General features: G+C 47.0%; 24 protein-coding genes, 1 tRNA gene and 1 pseudogene. 20 read left to right on the forward strand and 6 right to left on the reverse strand.

Going from position 1 to position 24955, the window contains the following annotated elements:
- Positions 1-142 precede the first annotated feature (142 nt).
- Both BM613_RS09670 and BM613_RS09675 read left to right on the forward strand, forming a co-directional pair.
- Positions 143-1399, forward strand: a complete 1257-nt coding sequence (locus BM613_RS09670; protein ID WP_109430974.1) for a metallophosphoesterase family protein — start codon at positions 143-145, stop codon at positions 1397-1399.
- Positions 1396-4935 carry an AAA family ATPase gene (locus BM613_RS09675; RefSeq protein ID WP_181363029.1) on the forward strand — a complete coding sequence of 1180 codons (3540 nt, stop codon included), beginning with the start codon at positions 1396-1398 and terminating at the stop codon, positions 4933-4935. The genes BM613_RS09670 and BM613_RS09675 overlap by 4 nt, the downstream gene beginning before the upstream one ends.
- A gap of 39 nt (positions 4936-4974) precedes the next feature.
- Here the strand turns inward: BM613_RS09675 and BM613_RS09680 are convergent, their stop codons facing one another.
- Positions 4975-5970, reverse strand: a complete 996-nt coding sequence (locus tag BM613_RS09680) for an asparaginase (protein ID WP_109430976.1) — start codon at positions 5968-5970, stop codon at positions 4975-4977.
- Between the two features lie 493 nt (positions 5971-6463).
- On the opposite strand from BM613_RS09680, the gene BM613_RS09685 reads away from it, so the two are divergent.
- From BM613_RS09685 to pepF, 4 genes are all read left to right on the forward strand, one after another.
- Positions 6464-7258 (forward strand): DUF3050 domain-containing protein, encoded by a 795-nt coding sequence (locus BM613_RS09685; RefSeq protein WP_245926338.1) that lies wholly within the window; start codon positions 6464-6466, stop codon positions 7256-7258.
- Between the two features lie 82 nt (positions 7259-7340).
- On the forward strand, positions 7341-7817 hold the full coding sequence (locus BM613_RS09690; protein ID WP_109431007.1) for a flavin reductase family protein: 477 nt from the start codon (positions 7341-7343) through the stop codon (positions 7815-7817).
- A gap of 60 nt (positions 7818-7877) precedes the next feature.
- Positions 7878-9113 (forward strand): aminopeptidase, encoded by a 1236-nt coding sequence (locus BM613_RS09695; protein ID WP_109430977.1) that lies wholly within the window; start codon positions 7878-7880, stop codon positions 9111-9113.
- Positions 9114-9143: 30 nt separating this feature from the next.
- Entirely contained in the window at positions 9144-10952 is a 1809-nt protein-coding gene (pepF, locus tag BM613_RS09700; protein ID WP_109430978.1) for an oligoendopeptidase F, read from the forward strand.
- Here pepF and BM613_RS09705 read toward each other — a convergent pair.
- From BM613_RS09705 to BM613_RS09715, 3 genes are all read right to left on the reverse strand, one after another.
- A complete protein-coding gene (locus BM613_RS09705; RefSeq protein ID WP_109430979.1) occupies positions 10942-11472 on the reverse strand; it encodes a helix-turn-helix domain-containing protein in 531 nt (176 codons plus the stop codon). The two genes, pepF and BM613_RS09705, sit on opposite strands and share 11 nt — an antisense overlap.
- A gap of 174 nt (positions 11473-11646) precedes the next feature.
- Positions 11647-13095, reverse strand: coding sequence for a proline--tRNA ligase (proS, locus tag BM613_RS09710; RefSeq protein WP_109430980.1), 1449 nt, complete (start codon positions 13093-13095; stop codon positions 11647-11649).
- Positions 13096-13170: 75 nt separating this feature from the next.
- Positions 13171-13752: a GNAT family N-acetyltransferase gene (locus tag BM613_RS09715; protein ID WP_181363030.1), complete on the reverse strand. Its 582-nt coding sequence runs from the start codon at positions 13750-13752 to the stop codon at positions 13171-13173.
- Positions 13753-13823: 71 nt separating this feature from the next.
- Between BM613_RS09715 and BM613_RS09720 the strand changes: the two genes are divergently transcribed.
- The 8 genes from BM613_RS09720 (at position 13824) to BM613_RS09755 (ending at position 19571) form a co-directional block, all read left to right on the forward strand.
- Entirely contained in the window at positions 13824-14030 is a 207-nt protein-coding gene (locus tag BM613_RS09720) for a helix-turn-helix transcriptional regulator (protein ID WP_109430982.1), read from the forward strand.
- A 178-nt stretch (positions 14031-14208) separates the two neighbouring features.
- On the forward strand, positions 14209-14514 hold the full coding sequence (locus BM613_RS09725; protein ID WP_109430983.1) for an EthD family reductase: 306 nt from the start codon (positions 14209-14211) through the stop codon (positions 14512-14514).
- 21 nt (positions 14515-14535) lie between these two features.
- On the forward strand, positions 14536-15315 hold the full coding sequence (locus BM613_RS09730; RefSeq protein ID WP_245926340.1) for an enoyl-CoA hydratase-related protein: 780 nt from the start codon (positions 14536-14538) through the stop codon (positions 15313-15315).
- 22 nt (positions 15316-15337) lie between these two features.
- Positions 15338-16381: a pyruvate dehydrogenase (acetyl-transferring) E1 component subunit alpha gene (pdhA, locus tag BM613_RS09735; protein WP_109430985.1), complete on the forward strand. Its 1044-nt coding sequence runs from the start codon at positions 15338-15340 to the stop codon at positions 16379-16381.
- Complete coding sequence (locus tag BM613_RS09740; protein ID WP_109430986.1) at positions 16374-17372, forward strand: alpha-ketoacid dehydrogenase subunit beta; 999 nt, start codon at positions 16374-16376, stop codon at positions 17370-17372. The genes pdhA and BM613_RS09740 overlap by 8 nt, the downstream gene beginning before the upstream one ends.
- Before the next feature lie 17 nt (positions 17373-17389).
- Complete coding sequence (locus BM613_RS09745) at positions 17390-18664, forward strand: dihydrolipoamide acetyltransferase family protein (RefSeq protein ID WP_109430987.1); 1275 nt, start codon at positions 17390-17392, stop codon at positions 18662-18664.
- A 78-nt stretch (positions 18665-18742) separates the two neighbouring features.
- On the forward strand, positions 18743-19261 hold the full coding sequence (locus tag BM613_RS09750) for a Fur family transcriptional regulator (RefSeq protein WP_245926341.1): 519 nt from the start codon (positions 18743-18745) through the stop codon (positions 19259-19261).
- Positions 19262-19280: 19 nt separating this feature from the next.
- A complete protein-coding gene (locus tag BM613_RS09755) occupies positions 19281-19571 on the forward strand; it encodes a YerC/YecD family TrpR-related protein (RefSeq protein ID WP_109430989.1) in 291 nt (96 codons plus the stop codon).
- A 37-nt stretch (positions 19572-19608) separates the two neighbouring features.
- Here BM613_RS09755 and BM613_RS09760 read toward each other — a convergent pair whose 3' ends face one another.
- Positions 19609-20370, reverse strand: coding sequence for an HAD family hydrolase (locus BM613_RS09760; protein ID WP_181363032.1), 762 nt, complete (start codon positions 20368-20370; stop codon positions 19609-19611).
- 126 nt (positions 20371-20496) lie between these two features.
- Here BM613_RS09760 and BM613_RS09765 point away from each other — a divergent pair.
- From BM613_RS09765 to vapC, 3 genes are all read left to right on the forward strand, one after another.
- Positions 20497-20573 (forward strand) — tRNA-Pro (locus tag BM613_RS09765).
- Between the two features lie 884 nt (positions 20574-21457).
- On the forward strand, positions 21458-21835 hold the full coding sequence (vapB, locus tag BM613_RS15545; protein WP_245926342.1) for a type II toxin-antitoxin system antitoxin VapB: 378 nt from the start codon (positions 21458-21460) through the stop codon (positions 21833-21835).
- A gap of 8 nt (positions 21836-21843) precedes the next feature.
- Positions 21844-22236, forward strand: a complete 393-nt coding sequence (gene vapC, locus BM613_RS09775; protein ID WP_245926343.1) for a type II toxin-antitoxin system tRNA(fMet)-specific endonuclease VapC — start codon at positions 21844-21846, stop codon at positions 22234-22236.
- A gap of 151 nt (positions 22237-22387) precedes the next feature.
- On the opposite strand, the pseudogene BM613_RS15550 reads toward vapC, so the two are convergent.
- A pseudogene (locus BM613_RS15550) lies at positions 22388-22549 on the reverse strand (IS110 family transposase); the annotation flags it as partial.
- Between the two features lie 217 nt (positions 22550-22766).
- On the opposite strand from BM613_RS15550, the gene purE reads away from it, so the two are divergent.
- Genes purE through BM613_RS09795 form a run of 3 tightly spaced genes read left to right on the forward strand, consistent with a single transcriptional unit; the run spans position 22767 to position 24914 of the window.
- Entirely contained in the window at positions 22767-23270 is a 504-nt protein-coding gene (gene purE / locus BM613_RS09785; protein ID WP_109431009.1) for a 5-(carboxyamino)imidazole ribonucleotide mutase, read from the forward strand.
- A gap of 34 nt (positions 23271-23304) precedes the next feature.
- Positions 23305-24462 carry a 5-(carboxyamino)imidazole ribonucleotide synthase gene (locus tag BM613_RS09790; protein WP_181363033.1) on the forward strand — a complete coding sequence of 386 codons (1158 nt, stop codon included), beginning with the start codon at positions 23305-23307 and terminating at the stop codon, positions 24460-24462.
- The gene (locus BM613_RS09795) at positions 24459-24914 is read left to right on the forward strand and encodes a hypothetical protein (RefSeq protein ID WP_109430993.1); all 456 of its coding nucleotides are present in this window, start codon (positions 24459-24461) and stop codon (positions 24912-24914) included. The genes BM613_RS09790 and BM613_RS09795 overlap by 4 nt, the downstream gene beginning before the upstream one ends.
- The last annotated feature ends 41 nt before the right edge of the window (positions 24915-24955 follow it).

A 24955-nucleotide genomic window follows, 5' to 3' on the forward strand; every position in this document is an offset into this window, starting at 1 on the left:
GTAGGCGTTGGAGAAAGTGAGCGTATTGTAACGCGAATTTTGCTTCTGGAGTGGTATTGTCATCTATCCCATGTCATACTAGATTTAGAGATTTGTACAACAGGAGAATCTTTTCATGATTTGCGGCAGGGGGTTGTCATCTGTGTTTACATTTATTCATTGTGCGGATCTTCACTTAGATAGTCCACTGCGAGGTTTATCTGCGCGTGATGACCTCCCAGAAGCAGATATTCGCTTAGCGACGCGCAGAGCCTTGCAGAATTTGGTTGATCTTAGTATAGCTGAACATGTTGCATTTGTTGTGATTGCGGGCGATGTATATGATGGCGACTGGGAGGATTATGAGACAGGTCTTTATTTTAATCGTTGCATGGCGCAGTTAGGGGAGCATGGTATTACAGTGTATTTAATCCGCGGCAACCACGATGCTGCGAGTCATATGACACATCAACTGAATCTTCCTAAAAATGTATATCGTTTCTCTGAAACATCTCCAGAGACAATTTTGCTTAATGATCTTGGTGTAGCGATCCATGGCCAAGGATTTGCAACGCGTGAAGTGTTCAGCGATCTGGTAACTGAGTACCCCAGCCCAGTTCTAGGATACTTTAATATTGGAATCTTACATACATCGCTGCAAGGACAGCCGGGCCATGAACCGTATGCGCCTTGTCGCTTAGAAGATCTCGTTCAAAAGGGATATGATTACTGGGCGCTTGGACACATCCATAAACGCCAGATACTTTATGAAAATCCTTTTATTGTTTATCCAGGAAATATTCAAGGGAGACACATTCGCGAAACGGGAGATAAAGGTTGTACGCTAGTTACTGTCGATGGGTCTCATGTAGAATTGCGGCATTGCAGTTTGGATGTGCTGCGTTTTGAGGTCATTACTCTTGATCTATCAGGGATAGAATCTGAAGAAATGTTTGCTTTGATGTTGAATCAAGAATTCTTGCAAGTGATTGCACGAAACGCAGGGTATCCACTGATTTTACGGGTCATCATTGTCGGACAAACTCTCTTGCATGAGCTCTTTTTGCGAGAGCGTGAACGTTATCAGCATGAGGTTTTGTCAGCATCTTATCTTTTAGCTGGAGCGCGCCTATGGATCGAGAAGGTGCAGTTTCAAACGGAGTCTGCAATCGCTTTAAACGTGTTAAAAGAGGCACAGGATCTGTTGCCGACGTTAACAGAGGCGATTTCAGCAGCTGCGCAAGATGAGCAATTAATACAAGACTTTCTGAGCGACATGAAGAAGTTTTTGGGGCGGATGGGTGAATATACGAAATTATCCGATCATGGTTTATTGGACTCACACGAAGACTTACAGGTACTTCGTGAAGAAACAAGGCAGATGCTCACCGCACTGTTGCAAGGAGGATCAGGAGAGTGAAGATTGAACGTTTAGAGGTTCCTGCCTTACTACATTTCGCCCCCTTTCACCTAGATTTTAAACGAGGCAAACAATCTTTGCATGTCATTTATGGTCCCAATGAAGCAGGGAAGAGCACTCTGTTAAAAGTGTTGCTTGATTTGCTTTTTGGGGGTGAAGTAGAAGAAGATTTTAAAGCATCCTATGGAGGTAGAGAAACGGCGTTACGGGGTGTACTGTGCGGTGAAGGACAAACTGAACTTGTGATTCTTCGTAAGATCTATCGCAAGCAGTTGCGCTTATTCGATACGGATAGGCATTCGGCAGCTCAGGTGCAAAGAGTATTAGATCAGTGGTTAGGGCAAATGGATCGCGAGCGATTTCAACTGTTTTTTGGATTTAATCATGAGCGTTTGCGCCAAGGTGGAGAAAGTTTGTTGCGTGCGGATGGGCAGGCAGAAATCTCGCTGTTTGAAGCAGCGAGTGGACTTACTTCACTTCAGTCGATCCTTCAGCAATTAGGTGAACAAACAAAGGAACTTTTCGATCCCTCGTGGCGTAAAAATTCTAAGAAAAAGTTAAATCAGGCCTGGCAGAATTATAAGGAACAGAAAGAAGCAGTGCGAAAAACTTCATTGCGTGCGGACCATTGGCAGGAAATGAATCGCGAAATTTTGCGACTCGAACAGGAAATTCGCTTAATGCGTACAGGTGTGGAGGAGAAACGTGCGCAGGTAGCAAGATTGCAGCGTGTATTACGCGTACGCGGCGTGCTGCTCAATTTACGGGAAACCCAAAAGGCGGTACAAGCGCTTGGCACTGTGACAGAATTTGCGAAAGAAGCGGATCATCGCATTGAAGGTATTGTGCATGTGATTGAAGAGAGTACAAAACAGTTACAATCCTATCACTTGCGTCTTGAGCAGGAACGAGATGAGTATAAGAGTGTGCATGTTAACAGGGCCTTGCTACAATGGGAGGATGCCATTGAAGGGTTACAGGCAGAGCTTTCTCGTTATGCTGAAGCATTGCGAGAAGTGCCAAACCTACATTCTACAATCAAACAAATGCAGAGTGTTCGAGCACAACTTGCACAGGAACTTGCACCGGATCACGGGCTAGAAGAAGTTGTTACGTGGCGCATCGCCGTAGTCGATCGTGAACGCATCAAACAGTTGGCAGATGATTGGCAGGAAATAGATCATAAGTTGCAGCGGTGTTTAGAGGACTTGCAAGAGATTGAGAGTGAACACCAAGAAATCCAACTTGAGATGTCACAATTAGGAGGGAAACGAGACATCTCTATCTTGCGTACAATTTTAGAGGAAGTGCTTGGGCATGGGGAACTAGAAGAACATCTTCATGAAATGCAAGGTCAAATTGAGAAGAGTATACAGTCTCTTACCAAGAAACTGCGTCAGCAGCAGATTTGGCAAGGCGGTATGGAGAGACTGCACGATCTCTCCCTGCCTTTAAATGAAACGAGAGAAGTGTATCTTGTCAAATGGGATCGAATGGAACAGGAAATTGAGCAACGGGTGCGTGATGAACTCGCTGTTCAAAAGCGGTTAGCAGATCTCAACGCAGAACTTACTGCGTTTGATTTAGCAGGGCATATACCAGATGAATCGGAACTATACGCAGTGCGTGAACGGCGAAATCAAGGTTGGAGATTGATAAAAAAGGTGTGGCTAGAATCATTTGAAGACGTGATGGCCATTGCGGATTTTGCTGGCACTACATCTTTAGCTCAGGCCTTTGAAGCGGCGATGATGCGAGCGGATGAGACAGTCGATGTCTTGTGGCGTGAAGTGAAGCGCGTGGCGAGTCGAGCAGAACTGGTGTCGCAAAAAGTCAAACAAGAGCAGTTACTGGATGATTTGCAAAAAAATCGGAGGGTACTGGAAGAAGGCTTGGAAGATCTAAAAGTACAGTGGGAAAAAGAGTGGGAAGCATCGGGCATTAAACCAAAATCCCCACGCGAGATGAAAGAGTGGATCTCAGATCATTACAATGAATGGCTAAAAGAACTGCGCATGATTCAGTCTTTGCAAGCCGATCAGTTGGCGATTGAGCAACAATTACAAACTGATCAGAATCATTTGCGAAAGGCCATATCAGCGATGGACGACAGTTTAGAAGGAAAACTTCTTTCTCGTAAAGAAGCAATGGCTATTGCACGACAGATCGTGGAGACAGCGCAAGGGCAAAATCACAAATGGGATCAACTAAGTGAACAACAATTGAAACTTGCAAAAAATCATTCGAAGGTGCAGCAACAGCAAGTCATATGGTTGCAAAAGCAAAAGCAAGGAGAAAGTGAATATGAGCAACTGCGTGTGCATTATCCCTTTTTACCCATGCAAGTATCTCGATCTTCCGCACTGCTTGAGCGATTAGGGAACTTTTTTTCATTGAGCAGTGAGTTGAAAAAGAAGCAAGAGGATCTTACACGAATTGAAGAGATATGCGCAGATTTTGAGCGAACAGCAAGTTACGTTGCAAAAGGCATTCAAGAAGAAGTACCAGACGACATTCATTGGGGATCATGGGTTCGATTGATGGGTGAACGTTTGAAAGAAGCGCGCAATCAAGCAGCGCGCAGTGAAGAGATCTATCGGCGTTTGCAGCATTTAGAATCCGTTATTGCCAGTGCTAAGCAAGATCTTCAGACACAAAAAGAGCAACTCGCAAGAGAACTGGGGAAATATGCGTGCAAAAATTTGGGAGAACTACTTTCTCTAATTGATAAATGGAGAGAAAGTCAGGAACTTTCTGCTAAACAAGAGGCGCTACTTCAACAGCTTTACGTGAGTGGAGACGGTATGACAAAAGAAGCACTCGAGGAAGAAATGGTACTTGCACCAGCCTATGACCTTATTCAACCGCGGATTGATACACTTGAGTCAGAGATCGCGCGACAGGATGATGAGATTCAGTTAAAAGCAGAGTTACTTGGCAAGAAGCGACGGGATTTTGCGCAGATGGACGGGACTCGTTCAGATGCGGCACTGCATGCGCAAACAGCAGAGTTTTATTTGACTGAGGTAGATCGCTATTGGAATGAGTATCTGCGTGCGGAACTTGCGAGGCGTTTCTTACAGCATGCGATGGGTCAATTTAGAGAGCAAAATGAATCGGGGATACTCCAGCGAGCCAGTGAATTTTTTAGCCGTTTGACGTTAGGAAAATATGCAGAGTTACAAGTGGAATACGAGCAGGAGATCCCTTATCTTCTTGCTATTGCAAAAGATGGTGCTCGGCGCAAGATAGGCCAGATGAGCGATGGAACGAGAGACCAACTGTTTCTTGCCCTGCGCCTAGCCTTTGTATGGAAACATCTTACTCACGTACAGCCCATGCCATTGATCATGGATGATATACTCGTTCATTTTGATGATGAGCGAACAGCGGCAACACTCGAATTACTAGCGGAATTTGCAGAGAAGACACAGATTTTGTATTTTACACATCAGCAATCGATTGTTCAGATGATCCCAACATTGCGTCACGCAGATGTCGTTGCCATTCACTCACTTGTGCCACATCTAGTGTAAGTGAAAAGGGCTCGTTTTTGTGAATCATGAACGGCTGATTTAGTGAACGAGATCAAAAGCGATTGGAGTTTCCATAATCTCCTTTATTCTTGCGATATCATCCGATTGGCCTAATGCCCACATCAACTTGGGGACGATGGCTTCGGTGTTCATATCGTAGGAAAGAATAATTTTAGGGTTTTGTGCGACTCTACGCCCTACTTCGTATAAGCTAAGATCCTCTCCCTCTTGAAGACATTGTGTCGTGATGACAATGGCGACACCTGCATCTGCTAAAGCTTCGATTTGTGGCAGGAGATTGCGCTTTAGCGAGGGGACACCGCCATTGCCAAAACTCTCGATGATGATGCCACGATAGAGGGGCTTTAGATGCTCGAAGAGTTCGGGCTTTGTTCCTGGGTATAACTTCAGCAAAAAAATATCTGGGTTCAATGCAGTGTTGAATCTCGGTTTCTGATCTTCGTGTTTTATCGGTACCCATTGATATTCAAAGGTCGTACCATTCCAATGGGCGACGGGAGGATAATTAATGCTTTCAAAAGCGTCATAGCTCTTTGTTCGCATTTTCACGGCGCGTGTTCCGGCAATCACATGTCCATTGAAAACGACATAGACTCCGCCTAAATCTTCACAAGCTAGACGTAGCGCATCAAGTAAATTTTTGCGCGCATCCGTTTTATATTCTTGAATAGGGACTTGTGAACCTGTAAGTACAATGGGCTTTCCTACTCCTTGCAGCATGTAGGAAAGTGCTGCTGCTGTAAAAGCCATCGTATCGGTGCCGTGGGTAATGACAAAGCCATCAAATTCGCTGTAATTGTCTGCAATGCATTCTGCGATCTGCTGCCAATGTTCTGGTTGCATATTGGTGCTGTCCAGACTTAACAACTGTAAGAATTGAACTGTAAAATCCGCATTTTGTTCACCTGCGATGTACATAGCAAGTTGCTCAGGTGAAAGACGTGGGACTAATCCCTGGGGTCCTTTCACAGAAGCAATGGTTCCGCCAGTGGCGATGAGGAGAATGCGCTTCATTTTTCATTGCCTCCCGCTCATTAGGTCATGCATTTGTCCTTCTTTATTGTACTATATTTGCTCATTAAAACAGATGGAACCTGAAGTTTAGGGGTCAAGTCTTCATCTGTGTGGTAAAATGCCCAGTTATTTTCGGCATCTTTTTTGTATGCAGACAGGGATGCTACGAACAAAAATCGCTAGGATGTCGTCGAATTAAATAGAGAGGCCGAATAGGTAATGGCCTTTGTCGCTTCCGCGTGGACAACTACCCAAGAAAGGGAGGATCGAAGATGAAGGATGAAGACGCGTATCGCTTTATGCATCGAATGTTTTTTCTCCTGAGTGTACTCCTCGCCGTTTTTGCGGTAGGCAAAGCTTGATGAATGCGAGAAAGCGATTCACGGGCATGATTTTTATGTGACGGGTGGTACGCCCCCGTCACTTTTGATTATTCCACTTATAGGGCGGGTTTCCTTGCGTGATCGGGAGGAGTCTGATACGTTAGCTTGGAATGGAACGATACTTTTTACTCGAGGTGAAGTTCATGCAAGTGATGGATCTAGATCAGATTGCGAAAACGCGTGAGCAATTGCTCCGGCATCCCGTGTATGAATCGATAGACAGTTTGCCAAAATTGCAGATCTACATGCAATCCCATGTATTTGCAGTATGGGACTTTATGAGTTTGCTTAAGCGACTACAACAAGATGTTACGTGTGTAAAAGTTCCTTGGACGCCCTCAGGGAATGCAAAATATGCGCGCTTCATTAATGAAATTGTGCTTGGAGAAGAATCTGATGAAGATGGACTCGGAGCATATGCGAGCCATTTTGAATTGTATGTGAGTGCGATGAAAGAGTGCGGGGCTCAGACACAAGGAATATTCAATTTTATAGAGGATGTACGTCGGGGAGTTGACCCCTTGGAATCGCTAAAACAAAATGGCGTTCCGGAATTTGTACATCATTTTGTCGCGCATACGCTAGATGTTGCTCGTAATGGGCAGACGCATGAAGTGTGTGCGGCCTTTTTTTATGGACGAGAAGACATTATTCCTGGAATGTTTCAGAAGATTGTGGATGAACTCAGCGGGAGTTTGCAAATTTCGCGGTTCATGTATTATTTAAATCGCCATATTGAGGTAGATAGTGACCAACATGGGCCCCTAGCTCAGCAGTTGTTAGCTGATTTGTGCGCGGGGGATGCAAAGAAGTTACAAGAAGCGCACCAGGCAGCACAACAAGCACTTGCAGCGAGAATGGCACTGTGGGATGGGGTTTTGGAAAGCATGTCAGTGACTAGGTGAAATTTCCTGTTGGATTCGCTATGATAAGGATGCCGGGAATGTGGCGGCACAGTTCGAAGATGTGAGGGAGGTTGTAAGCGAAATGGATGAACAAGCGAAAAAAACTGCATTGCGTGGAATTACGTATGGGTTGTATGTAATTGGAACAAAAGTGGGAGACGATGTGAATGCCTTTACAGGCAATTGGGTGACTCAGGCGTCTTTTAGTCCGCCACTTGTAGCGATTGGCGTTAAGAGAGACACCACTTCCTGTGATGGGATTCGTGAAAGCGGTGTTTTCTCAGTGAATGTGTTAGAGACGGGGCAAAAAGATTTAGCATTTTCGTTTTTTAAACCCGTGTCGCGCGTAGGCAATAAATTTGGGGATGTAGAATTTTATACCGCAACGACAGGTAGCCCGATTTTGAAAGCAGCTCTTTCTTGGTTTGAGTGTAAGGTCGTTGATGTGATCGATCGAGGAGATCACGTGCTTTATGTGGGAGAAGTAGTCGATGCAGGTGTACATAGATCAGGCGATCCGCTGACATTAAAGGAAACGGGGCTTTTTTACGGAGGATAATCGCCGAAGATACAAAAGAATCAGGTTGTGCATTGAATTGAACGGAATGGGGGTGGGAACTTGGAAGACTTCCTTTTGCAACTAGAGAAATATGCCAAGGTTACGATTCAAGTGGGTCTGAATTTGCAAAAAGGGCAAACCCTGTTCGTTACAGCGCCGCTTGAAGCAGTCGATTACGTGCGCACAGTTGCTCGTGAGGCATATGCGGCAGGAGCGAAACACGTGTATGTGGAATGGGGCGACGAACAGTTGGATCTCATCAAATACCAGCAAGCCCCAGAGGAGGCGTTTGCAGAGTTTCCAAAGTGGAGAGTTTTGCAAGCGGAGCAATTGGTCGAGGAAAATGCAGCATTTTTAACAGTCTATGCGGCAGACCCAGATCTTTTACATGCAGTGGATCCAGCGCGTGTGGCGATGGCACAAAAAACGCGTTTGACGGCACTCGCTAAAATGCGCGAAGCGATCCAAAATATGCGTGTGAGTTGGTTGATCGTCTCGATTCCAACGAGTGCGTGGGCTGCTAAGGTATTCCAAGGCTTGCCGCAAGAGCAACAAATTTCTGCACTATGGGACGCCATCTTTAAAACTACGCGGATTTACTTAGAAGATCCAGTAGGTGCATGGCAAGAACATATTACAAAATTGCAGCAGCGGGCGGCGTATTTAAATGCCCATCAATTTAAAAAACTGCGCTATCAGGCACCGGGAACGGATCTGACCATTGAATTGCCAGAGGGGCATATCTGGATTAGCGCAGAGTCTACCAATGAACAAGGAACGTTATTTGTCCCCAATATGCCGACTGAGGAAGTATTTACACTCCCTAAGCGAGAGGGTGTAAATGGGGTTGTGCATAGTACGATGCCACTTCATTACAATGGGGTATTAATTGAGAATCTAGTGTTGACGTTTGAGCGAGGAAGAATTGTCGATTTCTCGGCTGAACAAGGTTATGAGGCGCTAAAGGGACTCATTGAAACGGATGAGGGATCGCATTATTTGGGAGAAGTTGCATTGGTCCCCTATGATTCGCCGATCTCTAATCTTCACACACTGTTTTACAATACGTTATTCGATGAAAATGCCTCCTGTCATCTTGCGATTGGTTCGGCTTATCCAGTATGTCTACAGGGTGGGACAAAGATGGACAAAGCTGAATTAGAGCGTCACGGGGTCAATCAAAGTGTAGAGCATGTTGACTTTATGATCGGGTCAAAAGAGCTGAATATTGATGGACAAACGCCTGATGGGGAATGGATCGCTGTCTTTCGAAATGGCAACTGGGTCGAGGCGTAGTGCGTAAGATCAAGAGAAGGGGGCAGGCGCATGGGGGCATTGCGTGAGCGAGATCAAATTGAGTTGCAGTACAAGTGGTCTACGGAAGCGCTGTTTGCGACAAATGAAGCGTGGGAGGAAGAGTTCCAAGCAGTGCGCAAACAGGTTGAGGACGATCCGTTTGCGTCGCTTCGCGGGCATCTGGGCGATGGAGCAGGCGTGCTGTTACGCTATTTTGAAGTGAGCAAAGTGCTCGGTGAACGCCTCGGAAAGTTGCAGATTTATGCGCACATCTTAGCGGATCAGGATACACGACAGTCTTTGTACCAGGCCATGCAAAGTAAAGTGCAGATGCTCAGTGCCGAATTTGCGCAAAAGGATAGCTTCTTTGAGCCCGAATTGTTAGCTTTGCCTCAGGAACAATTGGATCGTTATGTGCAGAGCGAAGAATTAAATGCGTATCGGCACTTACTCGACAATCTTATTCGCAATAAACCTCATGTCTTATCTGACGAGACGGAAGCAGCACTTGCTTCTTTACACGATGTTCTTGGAACGGCTGGGCAGGTGTTTAGTCAACTCACAAATGCAGATTTCCAGCATGGCGCGTTTACCGTAGATGGAACTGAGTACGTAGTGACAGAGGGACGTCTAGGACTGTTGCTGCGAAATTCCAATCGGATGGTGCGGCAACTTGCTTATGAACATGTATATGACACCTATTTGCATCATAAAAACGCAATTGGTGCATTGTATGCAAACAGTGTCAAGGCAGACGTGCGTCTTGCGCGCGTGCGCAATTTCGCAACAGCGCGTCAGATGGCGTTATTTGCGAATCACATCCCGGAAGCTGTGTATGACGCTTTGATCAAAGGGGTGCGCGAAAACATCTCGTACCAACATCGTTATGTCGAATTGCGACGTCGCATTCTTGCGCTTGATCACGTGCGCTTGTACGACAAATACGTTCCGCTTGCACAAGCGAACTTGGATGACTATTCGTTTGAAAAAGGGTTTTCACTCGTACAAGAAGGGTTACGTGCGCTTGGTGACGAGTATCAAGAGATCTTGAAAAAAGCGATTGATGAGCGCTGGATTGACGTGTTTGAGACGCCAGGAAAACGCAGTGGTGCTTATTCTACGGGGTTTTATGCAACACGCCCTTATGTACTTCTCAATTATCAGGGGAATTACGACAGCGTATCAACATTAGCGCATGAGTTAGGGCATAGTGTACACACGTATCTTGCGGGGAAAACACAACTTCCTCATTACTCCCACTACTCGATTTTTCTTGCTGAAATTGCGAGTACAGTCAATGAGACGTTACTCGTCAATCACTTGTTAGACATCACGGAGGATCCGCTTGCTCGTGCGACACTGATCAATCAGCAATTGGATAATCTCGGATCCACAATCTACCGGCAAACGATGTTTGCCGAATTTGAGTTAGATGCACATCGAGCAGTTGAGGAGGGTCATGCGTTAACTCATGATTCTCTTTCGGAAATGTATTCGCGTTTAAACACGTTTTATCACGGACCCGCCTATGCAGAAGACGAGCGTTCGACGGCAGAGTGGTCGCGCATTCCACACTTTTATCGCGCGTATTATGTTTATCAGTATGCGACAGGGATGAGCGCAGCCCTGGTGTTTGCAGATCGCATTCGCAAAGAGGGTTCATCAGCGGCAGAAAAATACCTCGGATTTTTGCGCAGTGGGTCAAAAGATTATCCTCTCGCTGTGTTACAGGAAGCTGGTCTAGATATGACAGATCCAAGTGTTATTACACAGGCTTTGTCGATCTATGGTCAACTTGTCGATGAACTTGAACAACTACTCACGGCGGTCAATCCGTAGAATGGTTTGCATCTATGGGGAAACCATCTTGTGAGGGTGCGGGTTCATTGGCTTTTTGGATAAATTCATTCATGAGTTGCACGAGTTGTGCTGTCGAATGGCGATTTGCATATAGGTTGTGAGCAAAAGTGAGATATGCCTCTGCGTCTTCGTGAAGCATAAAAGCGAGTGTTTCCGGGCGCAATGTCCGAGTCCAGTGGAAAATTTGCTCGTCGCTTGGCAGTGGAGAATGCGAAGTGGATTCGCTACTGCCAGGCGATGTTTCTGAAGGATAAGAAAAGCGGCTACTAGGTACGTCAGATGTGCTCTCACGGTCCATAAAGTAATACATTGAGACATGAAAAGCTTCAGAAAGATCGTATACTAAATCTACTGAGGGGCTTTTTCGATTTCCCTTTTCTAACGCGGACAGATGGCTGATGGATAGCCCTGATCGGCGCGATAATTCTTCCAGTGACCATCCATGCGCCTTGCGCAATTCGCGAATCTTCGCTCCACTAAATCGTGTTACTCGATTCATTGCGGCACCTCATTATGTATATTATTTGCCTTATTGTACCTTAACTTATACAAATGTGTAAAGAGGGCAAGCGCTTTTAAAGGGAAATAATAGGAGTAAAGAAAAACCTTCGCATGATTGCCATGCGAAGGTGCAAGAAGAGACGATGAAACAACTGAAAATTCTTGGAAGATTTTAATAGGCGCGGGCAAACCAGACAGTATGAGCTGCCGCCTTTCCGCAACTGACACAAGTAGATAGGGTCTGTGGTGGATCAAATGGAATATTGCGGCTTGTTGCGCCGGTTTCCTCCTTGATCTTCGCTTCACAAGCACGATCTCCACACCAACCAGCTAGTGCAAAACCGCGCTTCGTGCGAACAACCTCATGCAATTGGGCGATGTCTGAAACAGGTTCAGAACGTTCGACGCGAAAAGCGAGTGCTCGATCATACATGGACTGTTGGATTTCGCTTAGCAATACCGGAACACGTTGCGCCAAGTCGTCAAGTGAAACGGTCTCTTTTTCCCCCGTATCACGACGTACAAGCACAGCTTGGTTGGCATCTAAATCGCGAGGTCCTAATTCCAAACGCAAAGGGATACCACGCATCTCGTATTCATTAAATTTCCATCCAGGGCTTAGATCCTCTCTCGCGTCGACGCGGACGCGAATACCTGCCGCTTTCAGTTGAGCATAGACTTCATCTGTCGCCAGCAGTACGCGTTCGCGTGTTTTTGCAGGCCCGATCGGGATGATGATCACTTGCGTAGGGGCAATGCGAGGCGGGAGTTGCAGGCCGCGATCATCGCCATGAACCATGATTAAAGCGCCAATGATTCGCGTGCTCATGCCCCAAGAAGTGGTGTAGACGTATTTGCGTTCATTATCGCGGTCAAGAAACTTGATTTCAAAACTGCGCGCAAAGTTATCTCCAAGATAGTGAGAGGTTCCAGCTTGAATCGCTTTTCCATCTTTCATCATCGCTTCAATGGAAAACGTAGCTACAGCTCCGGGGAATTTTTCTGAAGGTGTCTTTTGGCCGCGAATCACGGGGATACTTAGCTCGTTTTCGACAAAATCCGTATAAACGTCTAACATCTGGCGTGTTTCTGCTTCTGCTTCTTCGGCAGTCGCGTGAGCAGTATGTCCTTCTTGCCACAAAAACTCACTTGTGCGCAAAAATGGCAATGTACGTTTCTCCCAACGTACTACGTTTGCCCATTGGTTGATTAGCAAAGGTAAATCGCGATAGGATTGTATCCATTGACTATACATATAGCCGATAATCGTCTCTGAGGTCGGGCGAATCGCAAGGCGTTCCTCCAGTTTTTCTCCTCCTACTTCAGTCACCCAAGGCAATTCGGGGTTAAAACCTTCCACGTGTTCTTTTTCTTTTTCAAAAAAGCTTTCTGGGATGAAGAGTGGGAAATAGGCATTGCGATGCCCAGTTTCTTTAAAGCGGCGATCTAGCTCGCGCGTAATTGCTTCCCAAAGTTCATAGCCATCTGGTTTGAAGACAATGCACCCTCGCACAGGTGAATAGTCCATGAGATCTGCTTTTGTAATCGTATCGATGTACCAACGCGAAAAATCTTCGCTTTGGGGGGTAATTTCTTTAACAAATTCCTTTTCTTTTGCCATATGTTCCTCCTGAGTGAGATCCAACCATGATCTATCTTGAAGTGCATTATACATGAACCGAGTTATTTTTTCCTCTTACTCACGGGATTGGCGATAGGGTGCGAGATCAATCTGGAAAACGTGCACGGGATCTCTCGTTTTCCAGATTTCTGACGCAATAAAGGGAGGAAGTTTCTGTACTTGTCGTTCATCGAGTAGATGTTTGTAAGGAAGCTTTTCCATTCCTCGTAAAGATGAGTGATTATGGATGGAAATGACGGCATACAACGTCTCGACAGAGGTGGGGAGAAGTTGGAATAGCGCTTTTTTTGCATGCATTTGGATACTTTTTCCCCGCTCTGTGGGTGTAATATAGGTACCTAATAATCCACAATGGAACTGAGGGTCATAATGGGTGATTGCAATCAGCCCGACGACTGTCTCATGTTCCTTTTGGTGTTTCAAGATGATTGCGTGGGCGCAGGGAATTGAGTGATCGATAGTTTGCAAGGAGAAGGAGAGCCACTGTTCATAAGCGGCAAGCGGGGAAGCAAATGGCCATTCCCGGACTCGCCAGTGATCGCTAGTGCTAGTTGCGTAAGCGGCTATACAGCGATCTACCAGGTAATTGCAATCCTCAGCTAGATAAGATCGCAAATAAATCGAGGACTTTTCCAAAAATCTCACATCCTTGTATTTCTCTAACGAGTAAATATGTTATACAATAGAGTAAATAGAGGTGCTGTTTTATGAAAGAAGCTTTGGGGGCACGTGTACGCGAACGCCGCTTAAAATTAGGAATGTCGGTCCAGGAACTTGCTAAAAAAGCGGAAGTCTCCGCTAGTTATATTTATGCCATCGAATCCGGCGTACGCGGCTCTCAGATTGAAAAATTGACGCGAATTGCTCGCGCGCTTGAGACAACTGTGATTGATCTATGGTCGAATGAACAATAGAGTGTTTACATGGTAGAAGGATCTTCGATAGTGTCCGTATGACTAAGTACAATCCCATTGTATTTCAACAATTCTAGTGTAATATACAAATTGAAAAGAGCAAAGCGGATGCTTATGCAGGGCCGTAACCGCTTTCATACTAAGCGTTGTCTTGCGAATGATAGAAGGAGGTTTCCCAATGGTCAAAATGGTCGTGCTGTACAAACAACCTGAGAATCGAGAATTATTTGATGAAAAATATTTCGGCGAACATTTGGAGTTAAATGCGAAGACGCCAGGCATCTTGCGCACAGAAGTATCACGTTTTTTTGATTTGCGCGGGGGCGAACCCGAATATTATGTGATGGCTGAAATCTATTTTGAAAATCGTGACGCACTGATGCAGGCGCTCAAATCGCCAGAGTCAAAAGCGGCAGGGGCACAACTTCAATCGTTTGCTGCTGGTCTCGCGATGTTCCACTTTGCAGAAGTACTTGAGCAATAAGTAATAAAGGAGGTAATGTGCTTGGAGGAAGTTGTATTACAAGAGTATAAAGAGGGCGTACTTACATTGTGGTTGAACCGCCCAGAAGTACTCAATGCATTTAATCGTGAGCTTGCTAGTGGTCTTGTGCAAGGGATACGACGAGCGGTTGCGGATGCGCAGATTCGCGTGGTCGTAATCCGCGGCAAGGGACGAGGATTTTGTTCGGGACAAGATCTGTCCGTCGCGCTTGATGAGCGAGCCGGACGGATTCGCGATATCGTACGCGAAATGTACAATCCTTTGATCCAAGCGATGCGCGATCTTCCCAAGCCGATTATTGCGAGCATAGGCGGTGTTGCAGCAGGGGCTGGCATGAGTCTGGCGCTTGCAGCGGATCTTCGCGTCGCCTCTACGAGCGCACGTTTTGTTTACGGGTTTAGTGGCATCGGATTGGCTCCCGATAGCGGGGCGAGTTATTATTTGCCGCGTATTATCGGCGTTGCGCGAGCTTTGGAGTTTTCTATGCTCGGCGGTTCGGTCAATGCAGAGCAGGCGTTAGCGCTAGGGCTTGTAAGTAAAGTGGTGCCTGACGATGCGTTGATGGCAGAAACAGACACATTGGCGCGACGGCTTGCGGCTGGGCCAACTGTGGCGCTTGGATTGACGAAGCGTGCAATGTATGAAGGGGCGACAGGAGCGCTCACGGATGCACTAGAACGGGAAGCGCTCTATCAGCAACTCGCATCAGAGACACAGGATTTCAAGGAGGGCGTCAAGGCATTTTTAGAAAAGCGCGTTCCAGATTACAAGGGTTGCTAGGAGAGTGCGGGAGGGAATCGGAATGAGTGTCGATTCAATTCGAGTGTCGCAAAAGGAGCCGCAAGTGTCGACAGACATGTTGCAACGCATGTATGAATTGATGTGGATGATGCGTCAACTGGATCGACGCGCTGTAGCGCTGCAACGCCAGGGGCGCCTTGGTACGTATGCTCCTTTGGAGGGACAAGAGGCGGCGCAAATTGGCAGTGCACTGGCGCTACGGGTGCAAGATTTTGTATTTCCTTCCTATCGCGAACACGCTGTAGCTTATGTGCATGGGATGCCGCTAAAGCGGATCTTGCTCTATTGGAATGGACGTTATGATGGTGCGATGCCACCTGAAGGCGTCAATCTCTTCCCTGTGTCGGTGCCGATTGCCACCCAAATTCCGCATGCAGCAGGTGCTGCACTGGCTGCAAAATTGCGCGGACTCGATCAGATTGCCGTCACGTATTTTGGAGATGGGGCTACTTCTGAAGGGGATTTTCATGAGGCGATGAACTTTGCTGCGGTGATGGAATTGCCTCTTGTGTTTTTCTGTCAAAACAATGGATATGCGATCAGTTTGCCTTCGCGCAAGCAGACAAAAGTGCAGCGCATTGCTGAGAAGGCAACTGCGTATGGCATGGAAGGGGTCACAGTAGATGGCAATGATGTGATTGCTGTCTATCTGGCAATGCGCGAAGCGGTGGCAAAAGCAGCAAGTGGTGGGGGACCTACCTTGATTGAGGCGGTCACCTATCGGATGGGTTCGCATACGACCGCAGATGATGCAAGTCGCTATCGTGATGCGAGCGAAGTCGAGATGTGGAAGGCGCGGGACCCGATTTTGCGCGCGGAAAACGCGTTGCGCGAGCGCGGGGCATTTTCTGAAGAATGGGTAACGCAAGTGCGCAAACACGCGGAGGAAATAGTGACTGAAGCGATATTGGATATGCAAAGTGAACCTCCCGTAACACTTGACCAATTATTTGATCATGTGTATCGCGACATGCCAAAGGAACTGGCTATACAAAAACAGGAGGCGTTGTCGCGGCAAGCAAAAGGAGAGAGCGTACGTGGCTAATACGACCCTCATTGGAGCGATTACAGATGCGTTGCGGATTGCGCTGCAACAGGATGAGCGCGTCATAATTTTGGGAGAAGACGTAGGCAAAAATGGGGGCGTCTTTCGAGCGACGGAGGGCTTGCAAGAAGAATTTGGGGAGACGCGCGTAATGGATACACCGCTCGCTGAGGCCGCGATTATTGGAGCGTCCATAGGGCTAGCTGTCAATGGTATGATCCCGATTGCAGAGATTCAATTTTTGGCGTTCGCATATCCTGCCTATGAGCAGTTGGTCTCCCATGTTTCGCGCATTCGCATGCGTTCCCAAGGGCGTTTTAGTGCGCCTATGGTCGTTCGCGCTCCTTATGGCGGTGGAATTCGTGCACCTGAACTCCACTGTGACAGTCCAGAGGTCATTTTTGCACATGTCCCGGGGTTAAAGGTTGTTGTACCTGCAACTCCCTATGATGCAAAAGGGTTGTTACTTGCAGCGATTGCAGATCCTGATCCGGTATTGTTCTTTGAACCGATGCGCATTTATCGCTCATTTCGCGAAGAAGTGCCTGAAGGATACTATACTGTGCCGATTGGAAAAGCAAGGGTGGTACAAGAAGGAACTGATTGTACCGTATTTGCATGGGGCGCGATGGTTCCTGTCGCTTTACAAGGTGCGGATTTGGCCCGCAAGCAGCATGGTATTTCTGTAGAGGTGATTGATCTGCGTTCCTTGTCACCGCTGGATCGTGATGCAATTCGCGACAGTGTCATGAAGACAGGGCGTGCTGTCGTTTTGCATGAAGCACCTCGTCATGCAGGTTTTGGTGCTGAAATCGTTGCGACAATCAACGATCTGGCACTTGACGCCTTGATGGCGCCAGTCATGAGAGTGACAGGCTATGATACGCCTTATCCACTGTTCGCCTTGGAAGATGCGTATATGCCAGATGCTGCGCGAGTCGCGGAGGGGATCGTTCAAGCGATGAACTATGAGATTGGCGCAAGGTTATAGAGCGGGGGATCGGGCGGATGAGTGATCTTTTTTGCTTGTCAGATGTAGGAGAAGGAATCCATGAAGCGGAGATCGTGCGTTGGTTAGTCACAGTAGGCGATATGGTCGAAGCTTTCCAACCATTAGTAGAAGTCCAGACAGATAAGGCACTTGTCGAATTGTCATCGCCTCGTGCGGGTAAAATTGCGGAATTATGTGGCGATATCGGAACGGTCGTACATGTGGGGGACATGCTGGTGCGCTATGAAGCAGACGCTGTCAAAGCTGCAACAGCGCAAGTTTTGCAACCCGTGCAAAACTTACAAGACAATGTTGCACTCGCACAGTATAGTCATTCGCAGGGAGCAGACTCCTTAACGCATGGCGCTGATCATGGACAGAGGGTACTTGCAGCACCAGCAACAAGAAAGTATGCACGACAACGCGGTGTTGATTTGACGCTGATCACGGGAACAGGGCCAAGGGGGAGAATTACTCGGCAAGATGTTGAACTTGCGCTTATGCATCCGCCATTGCCGCAAAATGAAGAATCTGGTGTAAAAACACCTTCTTCTGTACCTGAACCCACACAGCCTCAGGTGGACCAACCGGAAGTGGAGAGAGTTGCACTGCGCGGGTTGCGACGGGCGATTGCAGATCACATGGTGAAATCTGCGTTCACTGCACCTCATGTCAGCGCATTTGACGATTGTGACGTTACAGAACTTGTGGCATTGCGTCAACGTCTTCTCGCGCAGATGCGTGTGCTTGATGCCAAAGCGCGTCTGACCTACATGCCATTTTTCGTGAAGGCTGTTCTTGCAGCGCTGCGCGCATATCCTGAGTTTAATGCGCATATGGACGAAGAGAAACAAGAATTAGTAATCTATAAGCAACCGCAAATTGGGATTGCAGTTGACACGAAGGATGGGCTGCTAGTTCCTGTTTTACGGGATCCACGCAAAAAAACAATCGTACAGTTGCAAAGTGAGTTAGATGAGTCTATTGAGCGTGCACGGACGCGTAAGGCCTCGCTGAGTGAACTAAAGGGAAGTACATTTACCATTACAAATGTGGGGGCGATTGGCGGAACGTATGCAACGCCAATTTTAAACCATCCGGAAGTGGCGATTTTCGGCGTGCATAAAATCGAGCAGCGCGCGGTCGTGCGTGAAGGCCAAATCGTAATTCGCGAGATGATGACGATGTCCATGTCTTTTGACCATCGGGTGATCGATGGGGCTAAAGGGGTCCGCTTTATGAATGAAGTGAAGAAATGGTTGGAACATCCAGAGTTATTGACTCTTTATTGAATCCTGAACATTCTCGTAAAAGGAGTTGGCGAGGATAGGGAATGCCCACTATCCTCTGTTTTCTCGTTCACTGTGAAAATGGAGATTGATTTGCAACGGATGTGTGCGGCGGACTACAATGAAACCGAGGTGGTATCCATGGGAACAGAAGAATATATGTCTGAACTGAAGGATCGCGGGTACCGCTTGACGGGAAAACGCCGAGAAATCCTTGAGTTTTTATTGTGCCACAACCGTTATATCAGTGCGCGTGAACTCATTGACTACATGAAAGCTAAACATCCAACGATGAGTTATGAAACGGTCTATCGCAACTTGAAAACGCTGCGTGACGAAGGGATGATTGAGGAGTCGCGGTTTGAAGACAATGAGACAAAGTATCGGATCATCTGTCAGCCGGGACATCATCATCATTATATTTGCATTCGCTGTGGTCGAACGATGGTGATTGACCATTGTCCAATGCCGGAACTGTCAATCCCGAAAGGGTTTCATGTATTGCGACATCGATTTGAAGTGCTAGGTTACTGCGAGCAATGCCAGCGTGAAATGGAAAAAGAACAGGAAACAGAAAAGCATTCCGATCAATCTGTGTGATCAAGGAGGGGTGGTCCGAATGCAGTTAGATAAATTGCGCGATCGCCTAGTGAATCAATTGTTTGAGGCGATTTTACAGCTTGAAACGGTAGAAGAATGCTATCGTTTTTTTGATGATCTCTGCACGGTAGGTGAAGTGCAATCACTCGCCCAACGCATGGAAGTCGCGCGTATGTTGCGCCAAGGGATGACATATAGTCATATCGAGGCGGAAACAGGGGCAAGTACTGCGACAATAAGTCGTGTCAAGCGTTGTTTAAACTATGGAGCAGATGGTTATCACTTGGTGCTAGATCGACTCAAGCGATGAGCGGTCAAGACGTTTGCGATAAAGACTCGCCAAAGGGTTACGTGGCGAGAATATCTGTTAAATATTCCATCAATGCTTCGCTTGTATGGACTTCGTAGGTCGAATTGTGCGGATGGGAGACGCGGTGTCGATTGATGAATAAAGTGTCTGCGCCAAATTGCAGCGCTGGATCAATATCATTATAGTAGTGATCGCCCACACAAAGCATGCGATTTGGCGGCACTTGGTACGTTGTGCTGACATGCTCAAGAATTTGCGGCATGTGAGTTGGTTTTCGCGCATTGTATATCATTTCAGTGAAGTAGGGGTATACGCCTAATTGTTGTAGAATCGCTACGCTATCGGGTTCTGGGCTGTTGGTCGCGAGGATTGCAATCGGTTTTTGTCGCTTTGCAACGGTCTGTAACCACTTTTTTAACCCGACAACGAGATGAATTTCATCCGTATGAGTCATCATGTAGTCACGTGTGCGAAAAAAACTGTCGATGAGTTGTTCGTCTGTAACTCCTAAACGATGTCCGAGCGTGTGAATAAGCCACCAATAATCACCTAAATAATATTTTCTGTTGCTGGGATGAGTCGCGTCAGCTGGTTTGGAGACTTGGGATTCTGGATCGTACCATTCCCCAATGCGCAGTACACCTTCCCCTGCCCGTGTACGTTCATATAGTTTGCGCAATTGCTTGGCTTGTGCGTCGTTTAAATGCGTGCCAATCAGATCGATATAGGTGTCGAAGTGAGCTTCCGAATCATACAGTGTTCCATCGAAATCGAATAAGACAAGTTCATAGGGCTTCATGGTTTGCAGCCTCCTTATTCCTTTATCTTCGCCGATCATGCAACGCGAATCAAGTCTATTGCTTTTGATCGCTGGCTCATGAATTTGACGGCAAGCGAAGAAAGGTGATATATTATCTTTTGTTGACGGAATGTAGCTCAGCTTGGTAGAGCGCACGGTTCGGGACCGTGAGGCCGCAGGTTCGAATCCTGTCATTCCGACCAAATGTTACAACGATGCGGAAAACAGCGCATTTTTAAGTTGTGAAAACCATGTGGCCGCAGGCTGTCACGTTTTCACGGAACTACTGCCACTTGTTTCCTGAGCTAGAATTCAGTAAACAAGTGGTTTTTTGCTGATCAAATTTGCGATTAAAGATTTTATTGACGATCGAAAGTTGAAAAACGTCTCTCCCTACACCCTTCACGGATATCAGCGTAGGGATACCATAGAATTGGAACGGAGTTCATCGCATTGTTGGCTGCGTACGTAGGATCATCCATGAAGCAAATGTGCGCTCAGTTGCAATGGTTACTCACGGGAGAATCTTGACTGTACTTTTTAGTTACTTATTTAAGCGACGCATGACCGTGTAAACGTACTGAATGTATGCAAATACAACGCTGATTTGCGACCGCTACGTCGCATAAGCGCAGGAGTACGCAGCATGAATAGTATGTAACGCTCGTTACCAATTGACTTCACGCAGTATATCTACTGGGAGGGACTCGGGTGATTCAGGAATTGGATGATGCTCGTTAGTGGCGTTAACTGTAATGTTCCATGGATTTGTTTAGCCATTTTGGTGTGGATACCCGTTATTCAAAGGTTACGCTATCGGAAGGTATTGGTTACTATGCATTTAGACAAGTTGCATTCTGTTTGTAGTATTGAAACGGGAGCTTTCACTGGGAGATGGCGACTTCACAAGAAATCGCCACGTTTAATGTCATCCGTGAAAGTACTTACTCCATTCGTATTCAGGAAAGTGGCTAAGTCTACAGTATCGAGGAGGGCTTTAATTACGGGTGGAACATAAACATCGTACGAGGGAGCCTGGGGACTAAAGCGGGAGCATATTGAGTAAACTTCCTGTGGATGATTTTGCATGAAAATTCATTTTCGTATCCCGGCGCTTACTGCGTTTTCGAGCTGTAATCTTGAGGAAGACCATGTGGTAAATGGCAGAATGTTTCCGCGTTTAATTCGTTCCTTAATCGGTGTATACTCGATATATATCATTGGAGGTGGTTTTATGGAGCGAGCAAAGATTTTTCAGTCAGGGCGTAGCCAGGCGGTTCGTTTGCCCAAAGAATTCCGATTTAACGGTTCAGAGGTTTTTGTAAAGCGCGTCGGTAACGCAGTGGTCTTATTACCCATGGATGACGCGTGGGACTCGTTGGCGCAATCACTGGACTTATTTTCAGACGATTTTATGGTCGAGCGTGAGCAACCAGCGGAGCAACAACGAGAGGAACCATTTTGATGCTTTACATGCTGGACACCAACATCTGTATATATCTCATCAAGAGACGGTCGGATGAATTAGTAAATCGAATGCGTGTGTTTCGTACGGGCGAGATTGGCGTCTCCGTGGTGACAGTGGCAGAGTTACAGTACGGTGTCTCAAAGAGTCAGAATAAGGAACGAAATCAGGCTGCGTTAGAGGCGTTCCTGTTGCCTCTCGATATTGCAGACTTCTCGTTTTCGATCACAGTTATGTACGGAGACATACGTGCTCAAATGGAGAGACAAGGACAACCCATTGGTCCGCTTGACACGATGATCGCGGCACATGCATTGTCACTTGACGTCCCACTAGTGACAAACAATACGAGAGAGTTTGGACGGGTCAGGGGATTGCGCGTCGAGGATTGGACGAGATGATGATGCTAGGATGAGATAGTAGACACAACGATCACCTCGAATTGTCTTATTGTTACATTCTATCCTGAAAATAAACGAGTTCTACGTTCTAAGAAGCGCATAAGGAACTAGCCTTATCAGAGATGAGGATGTCTTTGGATAGTAGTTCCATTTTTGATTTCAATCGTCCTCTCGCCAGTTTCGAAAGTGCTTCAGAGCTATTCTCTCCCTGAATCATCGCCTCGAGCATGGCACGCCCAGACTTCCCCAAGGTGTTACTCGCTACGGAAGACAGCTTGATGTTGGCCCCTTCTAGCACTTTCTGTATCCGATTATGACTACCAAGACAAACTGCGCGAGTCGTTTCAAAGACTGCTTGTCTACTGTGTAAAAACACAGAGAGAAGTGGCCTTTTGTTATTATAGGAAAAGTTACTCAAGGACTGCTTAACTTGCTGTTTGCAGGTGCGTTCGACGTGGAGCTCATGTATAGTTGAGATACATGTTGCAACTGCAGAGGAAGCTTTTTAAATGGTGAGGTGTGAGTGTCGTATGCGAGGGAAGGATACAGCGCTTGTCGGCGTGATTATGGGCAGTAAGTCAGACTACGAGACGATGCGTGCGGCAGTGGATGTGTTGCGCGATTTTCAGGTACCCCACGAAGTACAGATTGTGTCAGCGCACAGGACTCCTGATCGTCTTTATGAATATGCAAAAACGGCGCATACCCGAGGAGTCAAAGTAATTATTGCAGGAGCTGGCGGAGCGGCGCATTTACCGGGGATGACAGCAGCGATGACGCCTCTTCCTGTGATTGGGGTTCCGGTGCAGTCTAAGGCACTGCAAGGACTCGATTCCTTGTTGTCAATTGTTCAGATGCCGGCAGGAATCCCGGTAGCTACCGTCGCGATTGGGACGGCAGGGGCAAAGAATGCAGGATTGCTTGCGATTTCCATTCTTGGGCTCTCAGACAGTGAATTGTTACAGCGGCTTGAGGTGTATCGCCAAGAGCAGACAGAACGCGTCTTACAAGATCCTTTGCCAATTGAACAATAAGAGTGAAAATTTTTCTATAAGAGAGATGGGGTTTATGTCTTTAAAAAAAAGGACCATTGGGATTCTTGGAGCAGGTCAGCTTGCACAAATGACTTGTCAGGCGGGACAAGCATTAGGATTTGAAATGCATGTGTACGCGCAAAGGCAGGATGAGCCAGCAGCATTCGTAGCTGATCGGGTGTGGGTTGGTGATTTACAAGATCGTGAACGGCTTGCCGAATTTGCCCAGGCCGTGTCTATTGTGACGTATGATACAGAACTTTTGCCCATTGAGAGCGTCCGCTATATCGCGCAATTTACGCAGGCTTATCCGGACCCAGAAATTTTGTTTGTTGCCCAGCATCGCGAGCGAGAACGAAATTTCTTACAACAGTGTGGAATTGCTATGCCGCGCATCGCTTTTGTGCATTCGGAACAAGAGGCGATCGCAGCGGTGCAAGCGGTCGGAGTGCCTGCTGTCCTGAAAACAGCGGAGCAAGGTTATGATGGGAAAGGACAGCGCAAGATCACGCAAAGCGAAGAGGTAGTGGATGCGTGGCACCAATTAGGGGAGTTACCCTGTGTGTTGGAAGAGTGGCTGGATACGCCTTTGGAGATGTCTGTCATTGTTGCGGGCGCACAAAATGGCCAGATTCTTCCTTATCCAGTCATTGATAACGAGCATCGTCGGCACATTTTGCATAAGTCCACCGTGCCTTCGCAGTTGCCAGCAGATGCGCAGGAACAAGCGCAGCAGATTGCAATCAAGATCGCGACAGAGCTTGGGCTTATCGGATTGTTGACGGTAGAGATGTTTTATACTAAGGATGGACGAGTTCTAGTCAATGAATTGGCGCCGCGCCCCCATAATTCAGGTCACCATACACAGTTGTCGACAGCTACGAGTCAATTTGAGCAGTTATTGCGGGCTGTAAGTGGACTTGACTTGGGTGCTGTAACGGCGAAGCCGGCAGCGATGATCAATTTGTTAGGGGATTTATTTTTGACAGATAATGAGCGAGTTTATCAGCACGTAGGGTTTTTAGATCCACAAAACCACGAGGAAAATGTGTATTTTTACGGGAAAAGAGCAGCGCGGGTGGGACGCAAACTGGGCCATGTCATCGCGCTTGGCAACAGTGTGAATGAGGCAAGTGAACGCGCGCAGCGCTTATATGATCACTATGCAAAGCAACCGGAGGATGTGCGATGACTGAAGCACAAATGTATGAAGTCTTGCGCAGTGCACTGACTGATGAGGTGATGAAGCAGGAACGTCTGCGCGTATTTGCTGCAGTAGAGCGTCGCGCTCATGATTTGCTCGCAGCGCTTGGAGTAGAATTTGTATTGGATGAGCCAGATGTCGTAGAGCGATTGGCACTTTACAAAGAGTTTCACCATGTGCCAGGGGATCATTTGTGGCAGGCGATGCAATTTGTATTTCGCGTAGCTCGTGACGGCGCTGATGAATCGGATCGCACACTTGCGCCTGAATATCTCGGAACGATTTATCGTACGCTTTTTACTTCTGTGCTTGTAAAGACGCCGCAGATTCCCGAACAGTGGTGGGAAACGCCGCTTGGCATTGCGTGCCGAGTTGTGGAATCGGGCATTGCTGCCTGTGCGGATGTGATCGAAACACTAAAACAGCTAGCGGAGTCTTGAAGACAGTCTTTTTTTACGCAAAAGTGGCACGATGAGATAAA

This window comes from Sulfoacidibacillus thermotolerans, assembly GCF_003144315.1.
Classification (GTDB): Bacteria; Bacillota; Bacilli; order Alicyclobacillales; family SLC66; genus Sulfoacidibacillus; species Sulfoacidibacillus thermotolerans.